We start from the raw sequence: 24,708 nt of genomic DNA, 5'->3' as shown, positions 1-24,708 counted from the left end.
GGCCGTGACACTGGACACGCGGGCGGGGTTCTTCTCGGCACAGTTCGCGGCGGGCGCGGCGCTGCTCGGCCTGATCTTCGTCGGCCTGTCGCTGAACCTGACCCGCATCCTCTCCGAAGAGAACCTGCCGCGCCGGGCGGAGATCTCGATGGTCCTCCTGGTGCTGCAGCTGGTCGTCGCATCCATCGCGCTGATCCCCGGTCAGAGCCTCGCGCTCGTCGGAGTCGAGGTGCTGCTCGCCGCCGGGCTCGCGTGGGGCATCACCACCGCGATCGGGGTCGCCATCCTGCGGCACGCACGCTCCGACGCCGAGCAGCAATCTGGCCGTGCTCCAGGTCGCCACCCTGCCCTATCTCGCCGGCGCCGCCACTCTCGTCGCCGGCCGGCCCGCCGGGCTCTACCTGATCGCGCTGGCCATCATCCTGTCGTTCTGCAAGGCGACGCTCGACGCCTGGGTGCTGGTGATCGAGATCAACAGGTGACGCCGCCGCCGCGTCAGCGCGGCATCGCAGGCACCGGCGCGTCGGCCTGCGGCGCCTCGATGTGCTCCGGCACCGGCGGGACGGGCGGCAGGTCGCGGCCATAGGCGTTGATCCGGATGCCGGCCTTGCGGAACGCCTCGAAGATCTCGAAATTCATGTCCGACTTCGCCGACAACTGGAAGTTCACATCGCGCAGCCAGCAGCGCAGCTCGAAGTTCATCGAGTCGGCGCCGAAGTCCATGAACAGCACCCGCGGCGCCGGCTCCTGCAGCACCAGCGGGTGCGTGTCGGCGATCTCGAGCAGGATGCGCTCGACGTCCTTGGGGTTCGCCTCGTAGGTGACGCTCACCGGCACCTGCAGGCGGCCCGCCATGCTCTTGTGCGTGCGGTTCAGCACGGCGCCGCCGATCAGCGAGCTGTTCGGCAGGATGACGCTGGCCCGGTCGAAGGTCTCGACCTCGGTCGAGCGGACGTTGATCCCGCGGACATAGCCCGAATAGCCGCCGACCTCGATCCAGTCGCCTTCCTTCACCGGCCGCTCCACCAGCAGGATGATGCCGGACACGAAGTTCGACACGATGTTCTGCATGCCGAAACCGATACCGACGGACAGCGCGCCGGCGACGATGGCGAGGCTCGAGAGGTTGAGGCCGGCGGCGGAGATCGCCGCGAGCCCCGCCACCGCGAAGCCGATGTAGCCGATACCGGCCAGCACCGCGTTGCGCCCGCCCGCGTCGAGCCGGGTACGCGGCAGCACCGTGGAGCGCATCAGCCGCTGCAGCAGCCGGGTCAGCGCCACGCCGACGGCGAAGACCACCACCAGCGTCAGGATGACGCCGGCCGAAAGGCGGATGCCGCCCATGGTCACGCCGTTGTTGAGCAGCGCCCACACCTCGGCGAGGTCGCTCCACCGCGCCCCCCAGGTGAGCGCCAGCAGCGGCGCGACGGCGACGCAGACGAGCGTGCCGATCACCACCGGCATCAGGCCGCCGTCCTTGCCCTCGCCGGGGGGGCCGATCGTCGCCCAGATCACCTTGCAGAGCAGATCATAGACCACATAGCCGGCCCCGATCAGCCCGAGCGTCAGGATCGTCGGGTAGACGAGGAAGCCGCCCGCCGCCATGTACCCGGCCGCGCCGAGGATCGGGGCCAGCACCGCGAACACCCGGAGCACCCGGGCGATCCCCGCGAGGAAGCCGAGCCCGGTCGCAAGCGCGGGGGCGTCGGACGCCTCCTCGGGCTGCAGCCGCTGCGGCAGCAGGCGCAGCAGACGCGACGCACGCCACAGCCCGACCGAGCCGAGCACCAGCAGCGGATAGAACACCGCCGCCTGCGTGCCCTGCGACACGTCCCACTGCGGCGCCGCGCCCTTGAACGCCACCGCGAGCGCGAGAAGCGCGCCGAGGTAGATGGTCAGCCGGCTTGCCCGCCCGGCCTCCTCGTCGTCGAACGGCACCAGGCGATAGTTCGGATGGTCCGGCGCCATCAGGCTCGACGACAGCCAGAACGCCCCGATCAGGAACCCGACCGGCAGCGGCAGCTCGAAGAAGCCGCCGCTCGGCTCGCGGGCGAACAGCACGCCGAGGTCGAACGCCGCGAAGATCAGCCCGGTCGTGACCACCGGCACCACCAGCCGCACCAGGTTGCGCAGGGCGACGAGCAGGTCGAACGCGCGCGCGCCCTTGACCACCCGGGCCGCCCGCCGCTCGATCCAGCGCCCGATCGTCCGGCGGACCATCACCGCCGCCGCCACCCCGCCGATCAGCAGCGCGAGGTTCACCGGCAGCCGCCGGGCCGCCGCCTGCCGGTTGGTCGTGTCCGAGATCTCGGAGACCACGCGGTCCTTGGCGGCGGCGAGCCGGGTCCACGCCTCCTCGCCAGCCGCGATCCAGGTGCCGGGCAGCAGCGGGCTCGGGCCGCGCGACAGCAGCTCGGCGGAAAAGCGCGCCCGCACGATGCGGTCGATCTGATCGACCAGCCCGTTGACCCGCTCCAGCACCTCCTGCGCCTCGAGCACCGGCGCCTGCGCATCGGCGATCTGCTGGTTCAGCGTCGCGCGCCGCTGGGCGATCTCCGGCGCTTCGCTCGCCCCCTCCGCCGGCGGGTCGCCGAGCGCCTTCAGCCGGCCGTTCAGGTCGGCGAGCGCCGGTTCCTGCTGCTTCTGGACCTGAACCGCCTCGTCGCGGATCTGCACCAGCTCGGCACGCATCAGGTCGAGCACCGACGTCGAGGTATCGGCGTCGTTCACCCGTTCCTCGATGCGCGTCGCCGTGGCGTCCCAGACGTTGGCCCGGTCGTTCGGCTGCGCCGCCAGCGGCAGCGCCAGCGTCAGCCAGACGAGCAGCGCCGCCAGCAGTTGCCCGAACGGGCGGGGGTCAACCCTCCGCGACATCCGGCAGATCTCGATGCGCCTCGAGCCACGCAGGGACCGGCAGGCCCCGGGACCGCAGGAACTCGGGATTGAAGAGCTTGGACTGATAGCGCGTGCCATAGTCGCAGAGCACGGTGACGATGGTCTTGCCCGGCCCCATGTCGCGCGCCATGCGCACCGCGCCGGCGACGTTCATGCCCGACGACGAGCCGAGGCAGAGCCCCTCCCCGGACAGGAGGTCGAACACCTGCTGGATCGCCTCGGTATCGGGAATGCGATACGGCAGGTCGACGGCGAGCCCCTCGAGGTTTGCGGTGATCCGCCCCTGCCCGATGCCCTCGGTGATCGACGACCCCTCGGCCTTGAGCTCGCCGTGGGCGTACCAGCTGTAGAGCGCCGCGCCCTCCGGGTCGGCGAGCCCGATCTTCACCCCCGGATTGCGCGCGCGCAGCCCCTCCGCGATGCCCGCCAGCGTGCCGCCGGAGCCGACGGCGCAGATGAATCCGTCAATCCGGCCGCCGGTCTGCTCCCAGATCTCGGGCGCCGTCGTCTCGACGTGCGCCTGCCGGTTCGCCACGTTGTCGAACTGATTCGCCCAGATCGCCCCGCCGGGCTCGGTCCCGGCCAGCGCCGCAGCGAGACGGCCGGAATACTTCACATAGTTGTTCGGATCGCGGTACGGCACTGCCGGCACCTCGACGAGCGTCGCGCCCGCCAGCCGGATCATGTCCTTCTTTTCCTGGCTCTGGGTATCGGGGATCACGATCACCGTGCGGTAGCCGAGCGCCGCGCCGATCAGCGCGAGGCCGATCCCGGTGTTGCCCGCCGTCCCCTCGACGATCGTCCCGCCCGGCCGCAGCGCGCCGCTGCGTTCGGCGTCGCGGATGATCGACAGAGCGGCCCGGTCCTTGACCGACTGGCCCGGGTTCATGAACTCGGCCTTGCCCCAGATCTCGCAGCCGGTCGCCTCCGACGCCCGGCGCAGCCGGATCAGCGGCGTGTTTCCAACGGCAGCCGGCAGATCCGGTGCGACGATCATTCAGACTTCCCCCTGCCCTGCGGCCGGCCCGAGACTTACCGGCTTCGCCTCCGGCCATCAACCGGCCTCCCGGCTTCGTGCGCGGAGCCCCGCCAGCCTCCACCGAAGGCCGGCCGAGCCCATCACGGAAGCCCCGTCAGAGACCGGCCCACTCCGCCCGCAGCCGGGCCGCGTTGGCGTCGAGCCAGAGCAGCGACAGGATCAGCGGCGCGCAGTTGATCTCGCCCGAGGCCACCGCCGCCCCGGCATCGGCCCGCGAGACGACCATCGACAGGATGTCCTCGTCCTCCTCCGCCAGCCCGTGCGTCCCGCCCGCGGCGCTCAGGTCGGCCTCGCCGACGAAGGCGACGATGTATTCCGACATGATGCCGGGCGACGGGTAGTACGCGGTGATCCGCTCCAGCCGGCCGAGGACCAGGCCCGCCTCCTCCTCGGCCTCGCGGCGCGCCGTCGCCTCCGGCGGCTCGGCCCGGTCGGAGCGGCCGGCGACCGTCTCGAGGCACCACGGCCGCGGATCCTGCCGGGCCCAGGGACCGGCGCGGAACTGCTCGATCAGCAGCACCGCGTCCCGCCGCGGATCGTAGGGCAGCACCGTTACCGCATCGCCGCTGGTGAAGACCGCACGCTCCAGCATTGCGGACTGGCCGCCGTCATGACGCCGGTGCCGGACGCGATGCTCCTCCATGCCGAAGTAGTGCGCGTAGGGCCGCAGCAGCCGCTCGCGCGTCACGTCGCCGGTGCCGAAGCCGGAGCCGAGCGTGTGGGGAACGCGGGTCTCCGGGCCGCGGGCGCGGCCGAGCGCGCGGATCGCGATGCCATGCATCAGGAACGGCATGTCGGCCGCCGCCCGCCGGCCGAAGTGGTCCATCGCCTCGGTCAGCGCCTCGATCAGCCGCTGGCGCGCCTCGCCCGCCGGCCGGGGCTCCGCCGCGCCGTCGGGCGCATCGGCGAACACATACGCCTCCGCCCCGCCCGCGACCGGCTCCGGCGCGGCCCCGAGCGCGGCCATGGCGAAATCGAGCCGGGCGCGCTGCCCGGCCGTCGGCTCCGCGAGGTGGCCCGCGACCTCCGCGCCCGGCCGGCGGACCAGCGCCGCACGCACGCCGCCGTCGCCCGCGAGCGCAAGGTCGCCCAGCGTGGCCGCCCGGGTGGCAAGTGGAGGGCCGTCTGGCAGGATCGCCGCGAGCACGTCGGGAGCGTCAAAGGGCGGGTGCAGGAAGAGCGTGGCCAAAGTGCCTCCGGTGATCCATTTATCGAGTGCCGTCGTAGCACCCCGACCTAGGCAGAAACAGGTGGCCCGCCCGTGAAGATTCCGACGACCGCCTCGCCTCTCGCCGCCGACCCCGCCCCCTGCGCCGGCGGGCCGCACGCGCACGTCCCGGCCGCGATGATCTCCGACTACGCCGCCGGCCTGCTGCCGCCCGGCCTGAGCCTGCTCGTCGCCAGCCATTTCACCTCGTGCCCGTGCTGCCGGGCCAAGGCCGCGCGCTTCGAGGCGCTCGGCGGCGCGCTTCTCGCCGAGGCCGACCCGGTCGCGCCCGCGCCGCGCTGTCTCGAGGCCGCACTCGCCCGCATCGAGGCGGCCGAGCGCGCCGAGCCGTGCTTCGATGCCGACGGCTGGCCGCTGCCCCGGCCGCTCTGCCGCCGGCTGGAGCGGCCGATCCGCGAGCTTGCCTTTGCCGCCGTCGCCCCGGGACTGGAGGCGAGCCGCCTCGACGGCTTTCCGGGCGAGTGCGTGACGATCCGCCGCGCGGCCGCCGGCGCGCCGCTGCGCGGGCCCGGCGAGTCGGGCGGGGCGACCGGCCTGCTCCTCTCCGGCACGGCGCTGGCCGCCGCGATGACGTTCGGCCCCGGCGACTGCCTCGCCGGGCTGGCCGACGTGCCCCGTGCCGCGGAAACCGTGCCCTGCCTCTGTCTGATGGTCGATTCTGCCGCGTAGGCCGCGGCGGACGCCGGACAATCGGCGCGGACGGCTTGAAAAAATGAACTGGTCGATGACTTGGTGGAAAATGGGCGCGCGCCCCCCGGTCCGCATCGGCGGACCCGCGCGTCGGGTTCAGGCGGAGGCGAGCTCCGCGCCCTGGGCAACGCCGCGCAGCGGAGCGTCCTTGCCCTTGCCGAGCGGATCTTCCTGGCGCTGGACCGAGCCCTCGAAATGCGCACCGCTCTCGATGGCGATGGTCTTGTGCACGATGTCGCCCTCGCAGCGCGCCGACTGGCTGAGCCGCACCTTGAGCCCGCGCAGCCGTCCGACGACACGGCCGTGGACCACCACGTCCTCGGCCATCACCTCGCCCTTCACCGTCGCACCCTCGCCGACGACCAGCGTGTGCGCACGGATGTCGCCCTCGACGGTGCCTTCGATCTGGATGTCGCCGCTCGAACGGACGTTGCCGGTGATGGTGATGTCGGACGACAGGATCGAGGCCGCCGGCTTCGGCTTCGGCGCGGCGGCAACCGGCGCGGGAGCCTGCCGTTCGATCGGCGAGGCGAAGGAGACCGGCTCGATGATCGGCGCGGTGGCGCGCGGCTCCTCGGGCTTCGTCTCCGGCTTCGGCTTAGTAAACATCCTTTGCGGCCTCCAAATAGGACATCGGGTTCACGGGCTGGTCGTTGACCCGAACCTCGTAGTGGAGGTGCGAGCCCGTACTACGCCCGGTTGAACCCATATCACCTATTTGCACGCCACGCGATACCTGTTGTCCGATGGCCACCCGAATCCGGCTGAGGTGGCCATAGACCGTCTCCAGACCGAAATCGTGCCGGATTTTCACGACGTTGCCATACCCGCTCTCACGCTCCGCCGCGATCACCACGCCATCGGCGGTCGAGTAGACAGGCGTGCCGCGCGGCCCGGCCATATCAACCCCAGCGTGCATCCGACGCCCCGCGCCCTTCGGGTCGTTGCGATAGCCGAACGGGCTCGTGAAGCGGAACGTGTTCAGCACCGGCATCGCCACGGGCAGCTTCTCGACCGCGACACGCATGAGGTTCATCCGGTCGATGTCGAGCATCAGCTTGTCGAAGCGTCCGTCGTTCGGCCCGTCCATCGAGCGGGTGTTGAGCGACACCCCCTCGAGCGGGCCACCGACGCCGGAATAGTTTGACCGCACCGTCGCGATCAGCCCGTCGACGTCGAGGTCGGTCTTGCCGATGATCTTCTCCAGCGGGCCGAACGACATGGCCACCGCCTGCTCCAGCTCGTCGATCATCTCGTTCTGGCGCTGGCCGTCGACCCGCGCCTTCAGCTCCATATCCGCGAGCTGCTGGCTCAGCGCCTCGCGGTCGGCCGCCGCCTTGTCGCGCGCGGCAACCGCCTCGGACAGCGCCTGCGACACGGTGCCGAGCGTGTCGGTCAGGCCGGCCCCGTCCGCCTCGCGGCCGATCGAGGCGCTCACCTCGTTCACCAGCCGCTCGTTCGCCGCCGCCACCGCATCGCGCTGCGCCACTGCGTCGGACAACCGCTGCCGCATCAGGTCGAGCGCGGTGCTGAGCTCGCGCCGCTCCTCGACCGCCTGCAGGATCTGGGTCTGCTGCCGGCTGATCTGGTCCATCGCGACCTGGAAGCGCTCCTGAGCCGAGCGCGCCTCGGCCGCCCGCTGGTCGCGCTCGCCCGCGACCAACTCGAGCCGCTCCTGATAGGCCGACTGCAGCACCGCCGCCGAACTGAGCCGGTGATCCGGCCCCACCGCTTCGATCGCCAGCGTCGCCGACAATACCGCGACCCAGCCGACGATCCCGGCGAACGCCGTGCCGGACATCAGCTGGACGAGCGGGGTAAAGCGCAGCGACCGGGTGGACCTTGGCGTCTGGATGAGGAGGTGCTTCTCCGGGATAACGCGCGCGAGCCCGCCGTTTACACGTCGCCGAAGTGACCCCACGCTCGCCCCCTGGTTGTTATCCCCTCGGCGGCGTTTGCCCCCCACCGCAGGGTGTCTAAAAACGATACAGGTGCAGTGCAACGCGAGAGCGATCAGAACGCTGCGAGGTGGCGGATACTTGCCGAAGATCAACCTATGGTTGCAAGGCGGCAGGACCGCACAATAGATCGGCCGGCGCACGTAACCGGCTGATCGAAAACCGCCCTTTCGCATCCACTCGCATCGCGAACAGGCTCGCCCCGATCATCACCGGATGCTGCATCGCAGCGGAAAGGGAGAAGTGGTGCCGCAGAAGGGACTCGAACCCCCGACCCCATCATTACGAATGACGTGCTCTACCAGCTGAGCTACTGCGGCGCGCGCCTCCCTTAGCAACCGCCGCCGCGCGCGTCCAGAGCCTAGTCTCGATCGAGAAACCGTTCGACCGCCGCGACGAACGCATTCGGCGCATCCGCGTGCAGCCAGTGGCCTGCGCCCGCCAGCGCATGATGCTCCGCCGCCGGGAACAGCGCGAGGACGCGCGCGCGGTAAGCCGGCTTCACATATGCCGACGCCGCGCCCGTCAGGAACAGCGTCGCGCCGTCGAAGCGCGCGTCGGTCGCGGGGAAATCGAGGATCTTCGGCATCTCGGCCGCGAGCGTATCGAGATTGATCCGCCATTCCGCCCGGCCGTCCTCGACGACGAGGCTCTGCAGCAGGAACGCGCGCACGGCCGCCTCCGGCACCGCCCCGGCCAGCGCCGCATCGGCCTCGCCGCGCCGGGTGATCCGGGCGAGATCGACGCCGCGCATGGCGTCGACATAGCGCATCTGGTCGTGGTCATAGGCGACCGGCGCGATGTCGGCCACGACGAGCCGCCGCACCAGCTCCGGCCGGGTCAACGCCAGCGTCATCGCCGCCTTGCCGCCCATCGAGTGCCCGAGGACATCCATCGGCCCACCGTGACCCGCGATGGTCTCCGCCAGATCCGCCGCCATGGCCGGATAGTCGTGGACCGGGCTCCGCGGGCTCTGGCCGTGGTTCCGCAGATCGACCGTCACCACTTCCCGGAGCAGTGCCAGACGCTTGGCGATCGAACTCCAGTTGCGCTGCGACCCGAACAGACCGTGGACGACGAGCAGAGCCGGGCGCTCCGTGGCGGTGCCGAAGATGGCGGACGCGAGCTGCACGGGTCAGATGATCAGGCTGGTGATGACGGCATCGTCGGAGATGTCGAGCCAGGTGAACCCGGCCGCCGCCACGCGCGCTTCAAGCCCCGCGAAGTTCTCGCGCGCGCTGGTCTCGATACCGATCAGCACCGAGCCGAAGTTGCGGGCCGACTTCTTCAGGTACTCGAAGCGCGAAATGTCGTCGTCCGGCCCCAGCGTCTCGAGGAATTCACGCAGCGCACCCGGCCGCTGCGGCAGGCGGAGGATGTAGTACTTCTTCCGCCCCTCCCAGCGCAGCGCCCGCTCCTTCACGTCGGGCAGCCGCTCGAAGTCGAAGTTGCCGCCCGAGACCACCGCGACGACGGTGCGCCCGGCGATGTCGAGATCGCGCAGCGCGTCGATCGCAAGCGCCCCGGCGGGCTCGAGCACCACGCCCTCGACGTTCAGCATCTCGACCATCGTCGCGCAAATCCGCCCCTCGGGCGCCAGCACCACGTCTTCGGCGCGCAAGCCGTCGAAGGCGGCAAAGTTCAGCTCGCCGATCCGCGCCACGGCGGCGCCGTCGACGAAATTGTCGACATCGGGCAGCGTCACCGGATGACCGGCCCCGAGCGCCGCCTGCAGGCTCGCCGCCCCGCGCGGCTCCACCGGCACCAGCGGCGTCCCCGGTGCCATGGCTTCGACGATCCGGCAAAGGCCGGACAGCAGCCCGCCGCCGCCCACCGGAACGACCAGCATGTCGGGCGCCCGGCCGAGCTGCTCGAGGATCTCGAGCCCGCAGGTCGCCTGCCCCTCGATGACGTCCGGATCGTCGAACGGCGGCAGGAAATGCGCCCCCTGTGCCGCAGCGAAGGTCTTCGCCGCCGCCAGCGTTGCGTCGACATAATCGCCGACCAGCCGGATCTCGACACGGCCGCCGCCGAATGCGCGGGTCTTGTCGATCTTCTGCTGCGGGGTCGTCACCGGCATGAACACCACGCCATCCACCCCGAAGTGCCGGCAGGCAAAAGCCAGTCCCTGCGCGTGGTTGCCGGCCGACGCGCAGACGAAACGCGAGGGCGCCCGCGGCCGCGCCAGCACCTTGCGCATGGCGTTGAAGGCGCCGCGCAGCTTGTACGAGCGCACGGGCGTCAGGTCCTCGCGCTTCAGCCAGACATCGGCGCCATAGCGCGCCGACAGGAAGTCGTTGCGCTGCAAAGGCGTCGGCTCCAGCACCGGCGCCAGTGCCACCGCCGCCCCGCGCACCGCCGCAACGAAGTCCCCGTCCATCCCGCCTCTCCGCGCCATGATGCCGCTGCATAGGCCGGCATCGGCGGGGATGGCAACCGTCTCAGAAAGTCAGAACCGCATCCCGAGGCGCATCCCGAGCCCCAGCACCGAGCCGTCGTCGAACTGGGTTTCGAGCGCGTTCGCGGTATCGCCGAGCCGGCCATACGTGACGCCGCCGGTCAGGTTGACCGCGCCGAAATCGTAGCTCAGGGCCGCGGTCGCCGTGGTGCGCCCGTCGTGCGGCCCGAGGGTGGTCAGCGCCCCGCCGATCGACGGCTCGTAGGTCACGGAGAGCGAGCCCGCCAGCGTGTCGGTCAGCTGGTGCGCCACGCCCGCCGTCCAGGTCCACCAGTCGCCGCTGTAGTCGACCAGCGGCTCGCCGACGATCGCGCCGTAGAGCGGCGGGGAGATGTCGAAGTCCGACCATTCGACCCAGCGCACCGATCCGAAGGCGAGGGTGCGCGGCGCCACGCCCGACTGGACCTCCAGCGCGACGGACTGCGGCGTGCTGATCTCGGTGGTGCTCGTCTCGCTGCCCAGCGCGGCGGTCTCGGCGGTTTCGAGCCGGTGGCGGATCGGGGAGTAGTAGGTGAGCGCCGCGCGAAAGGCGATCTCCGGCCGCTCGTAGGCCACACCCGCGAGGTAGCCGACGCCCCAGTCGCCGGCGCCCTCGACGCTGTAGCCGGCGATGAACGGGATCTCCGACCGTGCTTCGAGCCACTGTGCCCGCAGGCCGGCATAGACCTTCACCCCCGTGGCGACGTCCCACGCCAGCACCCCGGTCGCCTCCCAGGTGTCGAGCCGCGCCAGCGTCCCGGCATAGAGCGCGGCCACCGGCGAGGCGCCGCCGGGATAGGTGGTGCGCGCCCCATACGGCTGGTCGACGATGAGCGCGAACGAGAGCCGCCTGCCGAGGTCGGTCTTCAGGGCACCGTTCAGCGTCCACTCCGGATCGAACATGTCCCCGGTGCGTCCCGCGATCACCGCCGGGGCGCCGAGTACGGTCAGGTCGGCCCCGGACCCGTTCTGCCGCGGATCGACCCAGGTGGCGCCGATCTCCCCGTACCGGCCGGGCTCGAACAGGATCCGGCTGGTGGACGGCACTGACCGCTCGATCGCCGCCGATTCGCCGGGGCCGGGCGTGAGCAGGATCGCGGCAGGCGCGAGCGCGACGGCGGCCCGCGCCATGAGCGCACAGGCCCGGGCACGAGGCATTGGCTCCTCCGGGACGGACGGTGATCCGCCGTTTATCGTATTTTAACCATCCCGATGCAATTGCAATTCTATCTCAGGTTGCATTTTTGGCGATACAGGGGCGCGGCTGGCGGGTCTTTCCCCGCGCACGCCGTCGCGCCCGGCGTACACTGCGCGACAGTCAAGACCGCCCGCCTCCCGCGGGTCATCCGTTGGCGAAGGCGGACCGTCCGTCGAAGAAGCAGCGCGCATCTGACGAGGCAGCCACGGCCGGATTGGCGCCCTTCCGCATAGCCCACTGACGACCTTCGCGCGCGCCCCGTGCGCGCCCGTGCCTCGGGAATGCCCGATCCGTCACCGGCCCGCCGGCAGCCCTACTTCGCCGGCTCCGTCGCCGGCGGCGGGCTCATGCGGTGGAAGAAGTCGATGTCCCGCACCGTCAGCCCGCTCCAGAGGATGAACGCGCAGGTCAGCCCCCAGATCACCACCGTCACCACGGTGGTCTGCACCGCCTTGCGCCAGATCATCGGATTGACCGGCGCCGACGACGGCGTTCCCTCCACCGTCTCGCCGGCCTCGCCCTGAGTCTTCAGCCCGATCGGAATGATGCACTGGAGCGTGATGAACCAGATCAGCCAGAACAGGACCAGCGCCGAGATGACGGTCATGCTTGCTCGAGCTCGATCAAGGCGCCGGTGAAATCCTTGGGGTGCAGGAAGAGCACCGGCTTGCCGTGGGCGCCGATCTTCGGCTCGCCATCGCCCAGCACCCGCGCCCCGGACGCCTTCAGCCGGTCGCGCGCCGCGAGGATGTCGTCGACCTCGTAGCAGATATGATGGATGCCGCCGGCCGGATTCTTCGCGAGGAAACCCGCGATCGGCGAGCCCTCGCCCAGCGGATGCAGCAGCTCGATCTTGGTGTTGGGCAGCTCGATGAACACCACCGTCACACCGTGGTCGGGCTCCGCCTGCGGCGCCCCGACCGAGGCGCCCAGCGTGTCGCGGTACTGCGCCGCCGCTGCGTCGAGGTCGGGCACGGCGATCGCGACATGGTTGAGACGGCCGATCATGTGTTCCCCTCGATCGCTTCTCCCACGGGGGTAAGCCATCGCCGCCACCACGGCAAGGCGGCCGAAGCGCGCAGCGACGCGCCGGAGTGCCGTCCCGAGCCGCCGCCCGCGCCGTTTCCCGTCCCATACCAAAAGCCCCTTGGCATCCGGGCCGGTTCCGCATCAGATATGAGACAGACACCCGCCGGATCCGCGTCCGCGGCCGGAGGCACATCGGTTTGGGAGGATCGTATGCCACAGGTATCGATGACCGTGAACGGCCGGAAGGTAACCGGCGAGGTCGAGGGGCGAACGCTCCTCGTCGAGTTCCTGCGCGAGGGACTGCGACTGACCGGCACGCATGTCGGCTGCGACACCGCGCAGTGCGGCGCCTGCGTCGTGCACCTGAACGGCAATTCGATCAAGTCGTGCAACATCTTCGCCCTCGAAGCCGACGGCGCCGAGGTGACGACGATCGAGGGCATCGCCGGCAAGGACGGCGCGCTCTCCGTGGTCCAGGCCGCGTTCCAGACCCACCATGGCCTGCAGTGCGGCTTCTGCACCCCCGGCATGGTGATGACCGCGACCGCCCTGCTGAAGGAAAACGCAAACCCCACCGAGGCCGAGATCCGCGAGTATCTCGAGGGCAACATCTGCCGGTGCACCGGCTACCACAACATCGTCAAGGCGATCCAGGCGGCAGCCGTCGAGCTGGCGTCGACCCGCGTCGCAGCCGAATAAGCCCGAGGGAGGTCACGATGCCGGATGGCGGAATCGGCGCGAGCACCAAGCGCCGCGAAGACGTGCGTTTCCTGACCGGGAAAGGCCGCTACACCGACGATTTCAACCGCCCGGACCAGACCTATGTCTGGTTCCTGCGCTCCGACGTGGCGCACGGGCGGATCACGCGGCTCGACGTGAGCGCCGCCGAGGCGATGCCCGGCGTCGTGAAGGTCTTCACCGCCGCCGACTTCGCCTCCGCCGGCGGCATCCCCGCGGGCTGGCAGATCCATGACCGCGCCGGCGAGCCGATGAAGGAGCCGAAGCACCCGATCCTCGCCGAGGGCAAGGTGCGCCACGTCGGCGACCCGATCGCCGCGGTGGTGGCCGAAACCCGGGCGCAGGCCCGCGATGCGGCCGAGGCGATCGACCTCGAGATCGAGGAGCTGCCCGCCGTCGTCGACATGCGCGCGGCCCTCGAGCCCGGCGCCGCGCTGGTGCATGAGGATGCCGGCACGAACCTCTGTTATGACTGGGGTTTCATCGAGGACAACCGCGAGGCGGTCGATGCCGCGATCAAGGCGGCGCCGCATGTGACGACCTTGGAGCTGGTCAACAACCGGCTGATCCCGAACGCGATGGAGCCGCGCGTCGCGCTCGGCGACTATGACTCCGCCGACGACCAGCACACGCTCTACACCACGAGCCAGAACCCGCACGTCATCCGCCTGCTGATGGGCGCCTTCGTGCTCAGCATTCCGGAGCAGAAGCTCCGGGTGGTGGCCCCCGACGTGGGCGGCGGCTTCGGCTCGAAGATCTTCCACTACGCCGAGGAGGCGTTCGTCACCGCCGCGGCCAAGATGGTCGGCCGCCCGGTGAAGTGGACGTCGACGCGCTCCGAGGCGTTCATGTCCGACGCCCACGGCCGCGACCACGTGACGAAGATCGAGCTTGCGACCGAGACCGACGGCACGTTCCTCGCCCTCCGCAGCTCGACGCTCGCCAACATGGGCGCCTATCTCTCGACGTTTGCGCCGTCGATCCCGACCTACCTGCATGGCACGCTGATGGCCGGCAACTACAAGACGCCGCTGATCTACGTGAACGTGAAGGCGGTCTTCACCAACACCGTGCCGGTCGACGCCTATCGCGGCGCCGGGCGGCCGGAGGCGACGTTCCAGATCGAGCGGGTCATCGACAAGGCGGCGCGCGAGCTCGGGCTCGACCCGATCGAGATCCGGCGCAAGAACTACGTCACCGAATTCCCCTACCAGACCCCGGTCGCGGTCAACTACGACACCGGCGACTACCACGCGCTGATGGACAAGCTCGTGGAGATCGCCGACGTCGCCGGCTTTCCGGCCCGCAAGGCCGAGAGCGCCGGGCGCGGCAAGCTGCGCGGCCTCGGCATCTCGTCCTACATCGAGGCGTGCGGCATCGCCCCGTCGAACCTCGTGGGCCAGCTCGGCGCCCGCGCCGGCCTCTACGAGGCGGCAACGGTGCGGGTGAACCCGACCGGCGGCATCACCGTCTTCACCGGCAGCCACAGCCACGGCCAGGGGCACGAGACGACGTTCCCGCAGGTGGTCGCCTCGATGCTCGGCATCGACGCGGGCCAGATCGAGATCTCGCACGGCGACACCTCGAAGGTGCCCTTCGGCATGGGCACCTACGGCTCGCGCTCGCTGGCGGTCGGTGGATCGGCCATCGTCAAGGCGGTCGACAAGATCGTCGCCAAGGCAAAGAAGATCGCCGCGCACCTGATGGAGGCGAGCGAGGCCGATATCGAGCTGAAGGACGGGCGCTTCTCCGTCGCGGGCACCGACAAGTCGGTGGCGTGGACCGACGTGACGCTCGCGGCCTACGTGCCGCACAACTATCCGCTCGACCAGATCGAGCCGGGGCTGGAGGAGACGGCGTTCTACGATCCGTCGAACTTCACCTACCCCGCCGGGTGCTATGCCTGCGAGGTCGAGGTCGATCCGGAAACCGGCTGGGTGAAGGTGCTGGCGTTCTCCGCGGCCGACGACTTCGGCAACGTGGTGAATCCGATGATCGTCGAGGGCCAGGTTCACGGCGGCATCGCCCAGGGCATCGGCCAGTCGCTGCTCGAAGCGGCCGGCTACGACGAGAACGGCCAGCTCACCACCGGCAGCTACATGGACTATGCCATGCCGCGGTCGAACGACGTGCCGAGCTACAGGGTCGACCACTCGTGCGTCACACCCTGCACCCACAATCCGCTCGGCGTGAAGGGCTGCGGCGAGGCCGGCGCGATCGGCTCGCCGCCCGCCCTCGTCAACGCCGTGCTCGACGCGCTGAACGGCGCCGGGATCGGCGTGGACCACATCGACATGCCGCTCTCGCCCGCACGGGTCTGGGCGGCGATCCAGGCGGCGAAAGCCTGAGGGGGAGGGAAGCATGTACGCATTCGAACTGGTGCGGCCGACCACGGTCGCGGACGCGGTTGCCGCCCTCGCCGAGGACGGCGCGCAGGCGCTCGGGGGCGGGCAGACGCTCATCCCGACCCTGAAGGCCCGCCTCGCCATGCCGGAGAAGCTGGTCTGCCTCGGCGGCATCTCCGAGATGAAGGGCGTTCGGACCGAAGGGGGCAAGGTGCGGATCGGCGGCGGCACGCTGCACGCCACCGTCGCGCGGGAGGCGGCCAGCGCCTATCCCGCGCTCGCCTCGCTGGCCGAACGGATCGGCGATCCGCACGTGCGCAATCGCGGCACCATCGGCGGCAGCCTGGCGAACAACGATCCTTCGGCCTGCTATCCTGCGGCGGCGCTGGCGTCGGGCGCGACCATCGTCACGAACCGGCGCGAGATCGCGGCGGACGACTACTTCCAGGGGATGTTCGCCACCGCTCTCGACGAAGGCGAGATCATCACCGAGGTGGTGTTCCCGATCCCGCAGGCCGCGCACTACGAGAAGATCCGCCAGCCCGCCTCGCGCTTCCCGCTGGTGGCGGTGTTCGTGGCGCGGTTCGCGGACGGCGTGCGGGTGGCGGTGACGGGCGCCTCGGCGAACGGCGTCTTCCGCTGGACCGAGGCGGAGCGGGCGCTGTCGTCGAGCTTCAGCCCGTCGGCGGTCCAGGGCCTCGCGGCCGATCCGGACGGGATGATCGGCGACATGCACGGCACCCCGGAGTATCGCGCGCATCTGGTGGGCGTGATGACGAAGCGGGCGGTCGCCGCGGCGGGATGACCCCCGCCGCCCACGTGCGCCTCTCCTGAGACGTTCCGTCGGCTTGGCGCCGCGCCCTGGCTTTGCTAAGGCGCGGGCACCCAGGCGGAGAGAGGCGATGGCGCGCAACGAGATCGGCGCAGATCGGGCCAAGGCAAGCAGTGTCGGCCCCCTGCGAGGCTTATGGCCGTTTCTCAGGCCCTATCGCCTGACAGTGTGGGGCGCGCTCGTCGCGCTCACCGCGACGGCAGCCCTGTCGCTCAGCCTGCCGCTGGCCGTGCGGCGGGTGGTGGACAACTTCTTCGGCCAGTCGTCGGCGCTGGTGAACGCCTATTTCGCCGCGGCGCTGGCGATCGCCGCGCTGCTCGCGGTCGGCACTGCCGCGCGGTACTACCTCGTCACCCGGCTGGGCGAGCGGGTGGTGGCCGACATCCGGCGGGCGATCTATGACCGTGTGATCGGCATGAGCCCGGGCTTCTACGAGCGGCTGATGACCGGCGAGGTGCTGTCGCGGCTCACCACCGACACCACCGTCGTCCTGTCGGTCATCGGCTCGTCGGTGTCGATCGCGCTGCGCAACCTGCTGATGCTGGTCGGCGGGCTCGGGCTGATGTTCTGGACCAGCCCGAAGCTGACCGGGCTGGTGCTGATCGGCGTGCCGTTCGTGGTCGTTCCGATCCTGACGCTCGGGCGGCGGCTGCGCGGGCTGTCGCGGCTCAGCCAGGACCGGATCGCCGAGTCCGCGGCGCAGGCGAGCGAGAGCCTGCTCGCCGCGCAGACGGTGCAGGCGTACACCCACGAGGAGCCGAGCCGCGCCGCGTTCGGCGCGCTGACCGAGGCGAGCTTTGCCGCCACCCAGTCGCGGATCCGCACGCGCGCGGTGATGACGGCGATCGTGATCTTCCTGGTCTTCGCCGCGATCGTCGCGGTGCTCTGGATCGGCGCCCGCGACGTGCGCGGCGGCACGATGACCTCCGGCGAGCTGGTGCAGTTCGTCATCTATTCGGTGATCGTCGCCGGCTCGGTCGGGGCGCTGTCCGAGATCTGGGGCGAGCTGCAGCGCGCCGCCGGGGCGACGGAGCGGATGACCGAGCTGCTCGCCGCGGTGGACCCGATCGAGGACCCGGAGCATCCGCTGCCCCTGCCCGCGCCGGTCGTCGGGCGGATCGTCTTCGACGACGTGACCTTCCACTATCCCGCCCGGCCGACCCAGAGCGCGCTCGACGACGTGCGGCTGACCATCGAGCCCGGCGAGACCGTGGCGCTCGTCGGGCCCTCGGGGGCGGGCAAGACCACGGTCTTCCAGCTGCTGCTGCGGTTCTTCGATCCTGCCGCCGGCCGGGTGAGCCTCGACGGCATCGACATCCGCGACATGACGCGATCCGACCTGCGGCGGAACCTCGCGCTGGTGCCGCAGGAGCCGGTGATCTTCGCCACCACGGCGCGGGACAACATCCGCTTTGGCCGGCCCGGGGCGAGCGACGCCGAGGTCGAGGCGGCGGCCCGCGCCGCCGCGGCGCACGAGTTCATCGCGCGCCTGCCCGACGGGTACGACACCCACGTCGGCGAACGCGGCGTGATGCTGTCGGGCGGCCAGCGCCAGCGGCTGGCGATCGCGCGGGCGATCCTGCGGGATGCGCCGGTGCTGCTGCTCGACGAGGCGACAAGCGCGCTCGATGCCGAGAGCGAACGGGCGGTGCAGGCGGCGGTCGAGACGCTGGCCAGGGGCCGGACCACGCTCATCATCGCCCATCGCCTGGCGACGGTGAAGCGGGCCGACCGCATCGTCGTCTTCCAGGAGGGCCGCATCGTCGCGCAGGGCACCCACGGGGCGCTGGTGGCAGAGGACGGGCTCTACGCCCGGCTGGCCCGGCTGCAGTTCACCGACGGGGCGGCGTGAACCTGCCGTCCCACGTGCGAGAAGCCTGACAAGACTCTCAAATCAAAGGGATCAAGGGCGGACGCTGCTCGGTCTGCGGGTGGCAGCGGCGATCCCACGCGCCGCCCGCAAGGCCATGGCGCGTGGGAGGTCCGGCGTCAGGACTCGACGTACTCGCGATAGGCGTCCTCGTCCATCAGCCCGTCGAGGTCCGCCGGCTCGGCCAGCGTCATCTTGAAGAACCAGCCGTCCTCCAGCGGATCCTCGTTTACCAGCGCCGGGTTGGCGACGATGGCCACGTTGACTTCGGTGATCTGGCCGTCGAGCGGTGCGAGGATGTCGCTCGCGGCCTTGACCGACTCGATCACCACCACCTCGTCGCCCCTGGCCACGGTGCGGCCCTCTTCCGGCAGTTCCACGAACACCAGGTCGCCCAGCTGTTCCGTCGCGTACTCGGTGATCCCGACGACCACCTCGTCGCCGTCCTGCTTCAGCCACTCGTGCTCTTCGGTGAAGCGCAGCATCGTTCCTCCTCGACTCCCGTTGCCGTTCACGCCCGGCGGTATCCGGGGCGGACGAAGGGCAGCCTCGTCACTGTCGCAGGCAGCATCCGGCCGCGCAACTCGCCCGAGAGCCGAGTCTCAGGCGCCGCCAACTCCATCGGCACGTAGCCCATGGCGACCGGCGCGTCGAGACTGGGGCCGAAGCCGCCGGACGTGATGCGCCCGACCGGCCCGCCCGGCTCCGCGCCGAAGAGCGCCACCCCCTCGCGCATCGGCGCCCGCCCCTCGGGCAGCAGGCCGACGCGGCGTCGCGCGGCACCCGAGGCGATCTGGCCGAGGATCACCTCGGCGCCGGGAAAGCCGCCGGAACGCGCGCCACCGGCGCGGCGGGCCGGCGGGATCGCCCATTCCAGCGCCGCCTCGACCGGGGTCGTCGTCTCGTCGATGTCGTGGCCCCAGAGGCACAGCCCGGCTTCGAGCCGGAGCGAGTCGCGGGCGCCAAGGCCGACCGGCAGAACGCCGGGGCTCGCCAGCAGCCGCTGCGCCACGTCGGCGGTGTCGCGCGCGGCAAGCGAGATCTCGAAGCCGTCCTCTCCGGTATAGCCGGAGCGCGACACGATCGCCGGCACGCCGCCGAGTTCGAGCGCCCGCACGTCCATGAAGCGCATGCCGCGCACGTCGGGGCAAAGCTCGGCCAGCGCCGCCTCGGCGGCCGGCCCCTGCAGCGCCACGAGGCCGCGGTCGAGCGGCTCCACCTCCACGCCATCGAGGCCGGCCTGAAGGAGGGCGAGGTCGTGGGCCTTTCGGGCCGCGTTCACGACCAGCAGCAGGTGGTCGCCACGATTCGCCACCATCAGGTCGTCGAGGATGCCGCCGGCCGCGTCGGTGAAGAAGCCGTAGCGCTGCCGTCCCGGCGCGAGGCCGAGGATGTCGGTCGGCACCAGCCGCTCCAGCGCCCGCGCCGCGTCGGCGACATCGCCCGACACCGGGCGCAGCGCGATCTGGCCCATGTGGCTCACGTCGAAGAGACCGGCCGCCGTGCGCGTGTGCAGGTGTTCCTTGAGGATGCCGGTCGGATACTGCACCGGCATGTCATAGCCCGCGAACGGCACCATGCGGGCGCCGAGCCCGACGTGCAACGCATGCAGCGGTGTCTCTGCCAGTTCGTCCGCCACCCCTTGCCTCCGCCTGGAAGATGCGAAGCCAGTCATAGGACGCTGCCGCCGCCGACCGCAACCCGGGGCCGGCGCCGGCATCTTTCGGCCGTGGCGCGGTATTTAATTGTTAAATGCTTTACATTCGCCTTGCCCAAGGCCATGAGGAAGGCGCAAGGATAACCCACGCGACCACCGACAGCCGCTTTCGCCAAGGCAGACGCAGATGCTCGACGCAGCCACTCCGCTCATTCTCAGCCCCGCCGACAACGTGGCGATCCTGACGCTGCGCGCGCCGCAGGGCGCCCGCCCGCTCGGCGCCGGGGTGGCGCTCGATCATCCGGTGTCGCCGGGGCACAAGCTCGCCCGCACCGACATCCCCGTGGGCGGCGCCATCGTGAAGTTCGGCCAGATCATCGGCTATGCCACCGTGCCGATCGCCGCGGGCGAGCACATCCACACCCACAACTGCGCGTTCGGGGCGCACGATCAGGCCTACGAGATCGGCGTGGACCTCGAGGCCGCGCGCGCCGCGATTCCGGTGCTCGCGCCGCGGACGTTCCTCGGCTATCGCCGCGCGAACGGCCAGGTGGGCACGCGCAACTACATCGCGGTCTGCGCGACGGTGAACTGCTCCGCGACAGTGATCCGGCGGGCTGCCGACCAGGTGATGCGCTCCGGCATCCTCGCGGACTATCCCAACGTCGACGGCGTGGTCGCCTTCGCCCATGGCACCGGCTGCGGCATGGCGGCCGAGGGCGTCGGCTTCGACAACCTCCAGCGTGTGCTCTGGGGCCACGCGACGCACCCGAACGTCGGCGCCGCGGTGTTCGTCGGCCTCGGCTGCGAGGTGATGCAGGTGGCACGGATGCAGCAGTCCTATGGCACCGGCGCCCCGCAGCGCTTCCACGGGCTGACGATCCAGGAGACCGGCGGCACGACCAGGACGATCGCCGACATCGTGGCGCGCATCCACGCTCTGCTGCCGGAGGTGAATGCGGTCACGCGCGAGCCCGTACCGGCCTCGGAGCTGAAGGTGGCGCTGGAGTGCGGCGGGTCTGACGGGTTCTCCGGGATCACCGCCAATCCGGCGCTCGGCGTCGCCTCCGACATGCTGGTCGGGCTCGGCGGCACGGCGATCCTGGCGGAGACGCCGGAGATCTACGGGGCGGAACAGCTGCTGCTGCGCCGCGCGGTCAGCCCGGAGGTGGCCCAGAAGCTCATCGAGCGGATCCGCTGGTGGGAGCGGTACACCGAGATGAACGGCGGCTCGATGGACAACAACCCCTCGCCCGGCAACAAGCAGGGCGGGCTGACCACGATCCTCGAGAAGTCGCTCGGCGCGGCGGCCAAGGGCGGCTCGACGCCGCTCGCGGACGTCGTGCAGTACGCCGAGCAGGTGACGACGCCGGGGTTCGTGTTCATGGACACGCCGGGGTACGACCCGGTGGCGACGACGGGGCAGATTGCCGGCGGGGCGCAGGTGGTGGTGTTCACCACCGGGCGCGGCTCGGCGTTCGGGTCGAAGCCGTCGCCGACGATCAAGGTGGCGACGAACGACCGGCTCTATGCGCAGATGCCTGACGACATGGACATCAATTGCGGCGATATCGTGTCGAAGGGCGTGACGCTTCAGGAAAAGGGCGCGGAGATCCTCGACCGCATCCTGGCAGTGGCGTCCGGCGAGAAGACCAAGAGCGAGGCGCTCGGGCTCGGCGACAACGAGTTCGTGCCCTGGCAGGTCGGCGCGGTGATGTGACCCGCCGCCTGTTCGGGCGGGACGGCATCTGAACGACATCGACAGCGCCCCGGCGCTGGATCGGGCCGCGGGCGGGAGCCTTGCGGCCCGTTTTGACTCCGGGCGTTTGTACAGGGTTTCCGGTCCCTTGCGCCGATAAGGGAATTTCAACGCCTCTCGGGTCTCCTTGGCTCCTGCCCTGGCGGGCGGGAGATCCGACGATGGCGAGCCTCTGGACCCTGTGGCAGCGGTGCCTGCGCGACACGCGCGGCGCGACGGCCATCGAGTATGCCCTGCTGGCCGGTTTGCTGGCCGGAGCCATCCTCGTCACCGTCGGAACCACCGGCCGGACGTTTGCCAGCTTCTTCGCCAGCACCAGCGACACCCTGCAGGCGGAGATCGCCAAGTCAGCCGCCCCGTGACCGCCCGTTATGAACGGGTGAACACAATGGGAACAACTCGAAGTATAACAAGTTTGACAGGAGGGAACCCGCAAAATACAGAAGTCCGTGTGGCGACGCCACCCAAGTTGAGTAGCGTATAGCAGGAGATGAAGATGAACAACTTCCTTAACTTTGGCAAGTCGCTGTGGGATGATGAGTCCGGCGCGACCGCCATCGAGTACGGCCTTCTGGCGGCGCTGATCGCCGTCGTCATCATCGGTGCCGTGGGAACCCTCGGCAAGACGATGAAGACCACCTTCGAGACCGTGGATACCAAGCTTACCGAAGCCCAGAAGTAACAATCTGTCGCTCACAAGGGCGGAGGCCCTGCCATGCGGATACTCCTCATCCTTCTCGCGGCGCTTATCGTGGCGGGCGGCACGGGGTTCTACGTCATGCAGGGACTTCGGACCGAAGAGCCGGAGCCGGTGCGGGCGGCTGCGCCCGCACCCCGCCAGCAGGTCTATGTCGCCGCCCAGGAAATCCCGATCGGCACCATCCTCACCCCGGACCACCTGGGGCGGATGCCGGTGAGCGACGGGACGGTGAGCCCCGAGATGATCGTGGCGGACGACGCCGGGCGCGACATGCTGGTCGGCAGCGTCGCGCGCCAGCCGCTGGCCGAAGGCGTGCCCATCGCCCGCTCGGCGGTGGTCCAGCCCGGCGATCGCGGTTTCCTCGCCGCCGTCCTGCCCAGCGGCAAGCGGGCCATCACCATTCCGGTCGACGAGGTCGGCAGCCTGAGCGGGCTGGCGCTGCCGGGCGATCGGGTGGACGTGATCCTGACCTATGCCATCGTCAGCAACAGCGACGACAAGGAAGAGCCGGTGCGGGCGAGCGAGACCGTGCTCTCGAACCTGCGCGTGCTCGCCTTCGACCAGCGGCTGAGCGCGCGCAACGAAGATCTGGCCGACAAGATCGACGGCGCGCCGGTGGCGAAGACCGCCACGCTCGAGGTGACTTCGCGCGAAGCAGAAGTCATCACGCTGGCCCAGACGCTCGGCACGCTCTCGCTGGTGCTGAACTCGGTGCGCGACGGCGCGGACGGGAACGGCACGGACGGAGCGGCCCCCGGCAAGCTCGAGCTGACCGGCGGACCCCGGCCGGCGGCCGACCGCCCGCCCCGGCTGACGCTTTCTTCCGACGTCACGTCCACCTCGCGTGTCCAGGTGGTGCGTGGCGTCAAGGCCCACGCCACCGTGCCCTCTCCCTCCGCCGACGCCGCCGCCGCCCCCGCGGCCGTGGACTAGGCCCCCGAACGGGACCACGCCGTTGAAACGCCCCTCGCCCCTCACCGCCGCCCTCGCGGCCGCCATCCTGACGCTGCCTGTGCCGCTGCCCGGATTTCCGACGGCCCGCCTCGCCGCCTTCGAGCTGGTCGCGCCGCAGACCGGCAACGAGGTCTCGCTCGTGGTCGGCACCGGCCAGCTCATCAAGGTGGACGACGAGTTCTCGAGCCTGTTCGTCGCCAACCCCGAGGTGGCGGACGTGGAGGTGAAGTCGCCGAAGCTGCTCTACCTGACCGGGGTGGGCGTGGGCGAGACGACGCTGTTCGCCGTCGACGACAACGACACCGTTCTCATGTCGACCAAGATCAAGGTCACGCACAACATCGCGGCGCTGCAGGCGGGCATCGCGAAGCTGGCGCCGGGGCAGAAGGTGAGCGCGACCACGGTCGACCAGTCGCTCGTCCTGACCGGGACGGTGGCCGACGCGGAGCAGGCGCAGAACATCGTCCAGGTGGCAAACCAGTTCGTCGACGATCCGGCGCGCGTGGTGAACCGCATGACGGTGGCGACGCCGGTGCAGGTGAACCTGCAGGTGCGCATCGCCGAGGTTTCGCGCAACGTCGACCGCCAGCTCGGCATCCAGTGGAACGCGATCAGTGGCAGCTTCGGCGGCTCGCGCATCGGCTTCGTCGGCGGCAGCGGCGTCAGCGGCACCGGCGGCTATTCCGTGGGAGGCGGGCTGACGCGCGGGTCGTTCAGCATCGACGTGGTGCTGCAGGCGCTGGCCGAGGAAGGGCTGGTCACGATCATGGCCGAGCCGAACCTGACCGCGCGCTCCGGCGAGGCGGCGAGCTTCCTCGCGGGCGGCGAGTATCCCTATGCGACGGTCAGCGACGACGGCACCAACATATCGTTCAAGAACTACGGCATCGGGCTGAACTTCACGCCGACGGTGATCGACGGCAGCCGGATCAGCCTCAAGGTCGGCACCGAGGTGAGCGACCTCGACTTCAGCCACTCCGACACGATACCGGCGATCATCGCCCGGCGGGCCGAGACGACGGTCGACCTCGCGAGCGGGCAGAGCTTTGCCATCGCCGGGCTGATGCAGAACACCTCGTCGCAGAGCGCGACGAAGCTGCCGGGCCTCGCGACGCTGCCGGTGATCGGCGCGCTGTTCAAGAGCCAGGCGTTCAAGCGCGGGCAGAGCGAGCTGGTCATCATCGTGACGCCGATCCTGGCCCAGCCGGCCACGAACGGGCGCCGGATCGCGACCCCGATCGACGGCTACGTGCCGCCGAACGACGTGGAGCGCATCCTGCTCGGCCGTTTCCAGGGCACGCCGAAGGCCAAGGACGTGGCGAGCAAGCTGCAGCAGCGGCGGCTGGCCGGACCCTCCGGCTTCGTGTTCAAGTGAGGCC

The 24,708-nt window shown here is 70.4% G+C and carries 23 protein-coding genes and 1 tRNA gene; 11 read left to right on the top strand and 13 right to left on the bottom strand.

Features of this window, described 5'->3' with window-relative positions:
* Positions 1-4: 4 nt before the first annotated feature.
* Positions 5-586, top strand: a complete 582-nt coding sequence (locus QM699_RS06020; protein WP_415010268.1) for a hypothetical protein — start codon at positions 5-7, stop codon at positions 584-586.
* Here the strand turns inward: QM699_RS06020 and QM699_RS06015 are convergent.
* The 3 genes from QM699_RS06015 to QM699_RS06005 form a co-directional block, all read right to left on the bottom strand.
* Positions 496-2,874: a DUF3772 domain-containing protein gene (locus QM699_RS06015; RefSeq protein WP_415010267.1), complete on the bottom strand. Its 2,379-nt coding sequence runs from the start codon at positions 2,872-2,874 to the stop codon at positions 496-498. The two genes, QM699_RS06020 and QM699_RS06015, sit on opposite strands and share 91 nt — an antisense overlap.
* Positions 2,858-3,892, bottom strand: coding sequence for a cysteine synthase A (locus QM699_RS06010; RefSeq protein ID WP_415010266.1), 1,035 nt, complete (start codon positions 3,890-3,892; stop codon positions 2,858-2,860). Before QM699_RS06010 ends, QM699_RS06015 begins: the two co-directional genes overlap by 17 nt.
* A 136-nt stretch (positions 3,893-4,028) precedes the next feature.
* Positions 4,029-5,123 carry an NUDIX domain-containing protein gene (locus QM699_RS06005; protein WP_415010265.1) on the bottom strand — a complete coding sequence of 365 codons (1,095 nt, stop codon included), beginning with the start codon at positions 5,121-5,123 and terminating at the stop codon, positions 4,029-4,031.
* A gap of 72 nt (positions 5,124-5,195) precedes the next feature.
* Between QM699_RS06005 and QM699_RS06000 the strand changes: the two genes are divergently transcribed.
* Positions 5,196-5,831, top strand: coding sequence for a hypothetical protein (locus QM699_RS06000; RefSeq protein ID WP_415010264.1), 636 nt, complete (start codon positions 5,196-5,198; stop codon positions 5,829-5,831).
* Positions 5,832-5,948: 117 nt separating this feature from the next.
* On the opposite strand, the gene QM699_RS05995 is transcribed toward QM699_RS06000, so the two are convergent.
* The 8 genes from QM699_RS05995 to mce form a co-directional block, all read right to left on the bottom strand.
* Positions 5,949-6,461, bottom strand: a complete 513-nt coding sequence (locus QM699_RS05995; RefSeq protein WP_415010263.1) for a bactofilin family protein — start codon at positions 6,459-6,461, stop codon at positions 5,949-5,951.
* Positions 6,451-7,773: a DUF5930 domain-containing protein gene (locus QM699_RS05990; RefSeq protein WP_415010262.1), complete on the bottom strand. Its 1,323-nt coding sequence runs from the start codon at positions 7,771-7,773 to the stop codon at positions 6,451-6,453. Before QM699_RS05990 ends, QM699_RS05995 begins: the two co-directional genes overlap by 11 nt.
* A gap of 281 nt (positions 7,774-8,054) precedes the next feature.
* Positions 8,055-8,130 (bottom strand) — tRNA-Thr (locus tag QM699_RS05985).
* 41 nt (positions 8,131-8,171) lie between these two features.
* Positions 8,172-8,942 (bottom strand): alpha/beta fold hydrolase, encoded by a 771-nt coding sequence (locus QM699_RS05980; RefSeq protein ID WP_415010261.1) that lies wholly within the window; start codon positions 8,940-8,942, stop codon positions 8,172-8,174.
* Positions 8,943-8,945: 3 nt separating this feature from the next.
* A complete protein-coding gene (ilvA, locus tag QM699_RS05975; RefSeq protein ID WP_415010260.1) occupies positions 8,946-10,190 on the bottom strand; it encodes a threonine ammonia-lyase IlvA in 1,245 nt (414 codons plus the stop codon).
* Positions 10,191-10,259: 69 nt separating this feature from the next.
* A complete protein-coding gene (locus tag QM699_RS05970; RefSeq protein WP_415010259.1) occupies positions 10,260-11,405 on the bottom strand; it encodes an OmpP1/FadL family transporter in 1,146 nt (381 codons plus the stop codon).
* A gap of 353 nt (positions 11,406-11,758) precedes the next feature.
* Positions 11,759-12,052 carry a DUF1467 family protein gene (locus tag QM699_RS05965; protein WP_415010258.1) on the bottom strand — a complete coding sequence of 98 codons (294 nt, stop codon included), beginning with the start codon at positions 12,050-12,052 and terminating at the stop codon, positions 11,759-11,761.
* Positions 12,049-12,453, bottom strand: a complete 405-nt coding sequence (gene mce / locus QM699_RS05960) for a methylmalonyl-CoA epimerase (RefSeq protein ID WP_415010257.1) — start codon at positions 12,451-12,453, stop codon at positions 12,049-12,051. Before mce ends, QM699_RS05965 begins: the two co-directional genes overlap by 4 nt.
* 231 nt (positions 12,454-12,684) lie before the next feature.
* Between mce and QM699_RS05955 the strand changes: the two genes are divergently transcribed.
* The 4 genes from QM699_RS05955 (at position 12,685) to QM699_RS05940 (ending at position 18,241) form a co-directional block, all read left to right on the top strand.
* Positions 12,685-13,173 (top strand): (2Fe-2S)-binding protein, encoded by a 489-nt coding sequence (locus QM699_RS05955; RefSeq protein WP_415010256.1) that lies wholly within the window; start codon positions 12,685-12,687, stop codon positions 13,171-13,173.
* Between the two features lie 17 nt (positions 13,174-13,190).
* Positions 13,191-15,560: a xanthine dehydrogenase family protein molybdopterin-binding subunit gene (locus QM699_RS05950; RefSeq protein WP_415010255.1), complete on the top strand. Its 2,370-nt coding sequence runs from the start codon at positions 13,191-13,193 to the stop codon at positions 15,558-15,560.
* Positions 15,561-15,573: 13 nt separating this feature from the next.
* Positions 15,574-16,362: an FAD binding domain-containing protein gene (locus tag QM699_RS05945; RefSeq protein ID WP_415010254.1), complete on the top strand. Its 789-nt coding sequence runs from the start codon at positions 15,574-15,576 to the stop codon at positions 16,360-16,362.
* A 97-nt stretch (positions 16,363-16,459) separates the two neighbouring features.
* Complete coding sequence (locus tag QM699_RS05940) at positions 16,460-18,241, top strand: ABC transporter transmembrane domain-containing protein (RefSeq protein WP_415010253.1); 1,782 nt, start codon at positions 16,460-16,462, stop codon at positions 18,239-18,241.
* Positions 18,242-18,378: 137 nt separating this feature from the next.
* Here QM699_RS05940 and gcvH read toward each other — a convergent pair whose 3' ends face one another.
* Together gcvH and gcvT are read right to left on the bottom strand one after the other, a co-directional pair.
* On the bottom strand, positions 18,379-18,741 hold the full coding sequence (gene gcvH, locus QM699_RS05935) for a glycine cleavage system protein GcvH (protein ID WP_415012707.1): 363 nt from the start codon (positions 18,739-18,741) through the stop codon (positions 18,379-18,381).
* Between the two features lie 29 nt (positions 18,742-18,770).
* Positions 18,771-19,898, bottom strand: a complete 1,128-nt coding sequence (gcvT, locus tag QM699_RS05930) for a glycine cleavage system aminomethyltransferase GcvT (RefSeq protein ID WP_415010252.1) — start codon at positions 19,896-19,898, stop codon at positions 18,771-18,773.
* 205 nt (positions 19,899-20,103) lie between these two features.
* Here gcvT and QM699_RS05925 point away from each other — a divergent pair, with 205 nt between their 5' ends.
* The 5 genes from QM699_RS05925 (at position 20,104) to QM699_RS05905 (ending at position 24,704) form a co-directional block, all read left to right on the top strand.
* Positions 20,104-21,636, top strand: coding sequence for a UxaA family hydrolase (locus QM699_RS05925; RefSeq protein WP_415010251.1), 1,533 nt, complete (start codon positions 20,104-20,106; stop codon positions 21,634-21,636).
* Positions 21,637-21,836: 200 nt separating this feature from the next.
* Positions 21,837-22,037 carry a Flp family type IVb pilin gene (locus QM699_RS05920; protein WP_415010250.1) on the top strand — a complete coding sequence of 67 codons (201 nt, stop codon included), beginning with the start codon at positions 21,837-21,839 and terminating at the stop codon, positions 22,035-22,037.
* Between the two features lie 134 nt (positions 22,038-22,171).
* Complete coding sequence (locus QM699_RS05915) at positions 22,172-22,357, top strand: Flp family type IVb pilin (protein ID WP_415010249.1); 186 nt, start codon at positions 22,172-22,174, stop codon at positions 22,355-22,357.
* A gap of 33 nt (positions 22,358-22,390) precedes the next feature.
* Positions 22,391-23,308: a Flp pilus assembly protein CpaB gene (cpaB, locus tag QM699_RS05910; RefSeq protein WP_415010248.1), complete on the top strand. Its 918-nt coding sequence runs from the start codon at positions 22,391-22,393 to the stop codon at positions 23,306-23,308.
* A 22-nt stretch (positions 23,309-23,330) separates the two neighbouring features.
* A complete protein-coding gene (locus QM699_RS05905; protein WP_415010247.1) occupies positions 23,331-24,704 on the top strand; it encodes a type II and III secretion system protein family protein in 1,374 nt (457 codons plus the stop codon).
* Positions 24,705-24,708 lie beyond the last annotated feature (4 nt).

It is taken from the genome of Amaricoccus sp. (assembly GCF_047602525.1).
Taxonomy (GTDB): Bacteria; Pseudomonadota; Alphaproteobacteria; order Rhodobacterales; family Rhodobacteraceae; genus Amaricoccus.
The sequence above is the reverse complement of the archived record's forward strand: the minus strand, read 5'-3'. Positions and strand labels throughout refer to the sequence as shown.

What these genes read in the sequence shown, in the direction of transcription:
- QM699_RS06015 (WP_415010267.1), bottom strand. Translation starts at nt 2,874, where the DNA reads ATGTCGCGGAGGGTTGACCCCCGCCCGTTCGGGCAACTGCTGGCGGCG.
- QM699_RS06010 (WP_415010266.1), bottom strand. Translation starts at nt 3,892, where the DNA reads ATGATCGTCGCACCGGATCTGCCGGCTGCCGTTGGAAACACGCCGCTG.
- QM699_RS05995 (WP_415010263.1), bottom strand. Translation starts at nt 6,461, where the DNA reads ATGTTTACTAAGCCGAAGCCGGAGACGAAGCCCGAGGAGCCGCGCGCC.
- ilvA (WP_415010260.1), bottom strand. Translation starts at nt 10,190, where the DNA reads ATGGACGGGGACTTCGTTGCGGCGGTGCGCGGGGCGGCGGTGGCACTG.
- QM699_RS05970 (WP_415010259.1), bottom strand. Translation starts at nt 11,405, where the DNA reads ATGCCTCGTGCCCGGGCCTGTGCGCTCATGGCGCGGGCCGCCGTCGCG.
- QM699_RS05965 (WP_415010258.1), bottom strand. Translation starts at nt 12,052, where the DNA reads ATGACCGTCATCTCGGCGCTGGTCCTGTTCTGGCTGATCTGGTTCATC.
- mce (WP_415010257.1), bottom strand. Translation starts at nt 12,453, where the DNA reads ATGATCGGCCGTCTCAACCATGTCGCGATCGCCGTGCCCGACCTCGAC.
- QM699_RS05955 (WP_415010256.1), top strand. Translation starts at nt 12,685, where the DNA reads ATGCCACAGGTATCGATGACCGTGAACGGCCGGAAGGTAACCGGCGAG.
- QM699_RS05950 (WP_415010255.1), top strand. Translation starts at nt 13,191, where the DNA reads ATGCCGGATGGCGGAATCGGCGCGAGCACCAAGCGCCGCGAAGACGTG.
- QM699_RS05945 (WP_415010254.1), top strand. Translation starts at nt 15,574, where the DNA reads ATGTACGCATTCGAACTGGTGCGGCCGACCACGGTCGCGGACGCGGTT.
- QM699_RS05940 (WP_415010253.1), top strand. Translation starts at nt 16,460, where the DNA reads ATGGCGCGCAACGAGATCGGCGCAGATCGGGCCAAGGCAAGCAGTGTC.
- QM699_RS05925 (WP_415010251.1), top strand. Translation starts at nt 20,104, where the DNA reads ATGCTCGACGCAGCCACTCCGCTCATTCTCAGCCCCGCCGACAACGTG.
- QM699_RS05920 (WP_415010250.1), top strand. Translation starts at nt 21,837, where the DNA reads ATGGCGAGCCTCTGGACCCTGTGGCAGCGGTGCCTGCGCGACACGCGC.
- QM699_RS05915 (WP_415010249.1), top strand. Translation starts at nt 22,172, where the DNA reads ATGAACAACTTCCTTAACTTTGGCAAGTCGCTGTGGGATGATGAGTCC.
- cpaB (WP_415010248.1), top strand. Translation starts at nt 22,391, where the DNA reads ATGCGGATACTCCTCATCCTTCTCGCGGCGCTTATCGTGGCGGGCGGC.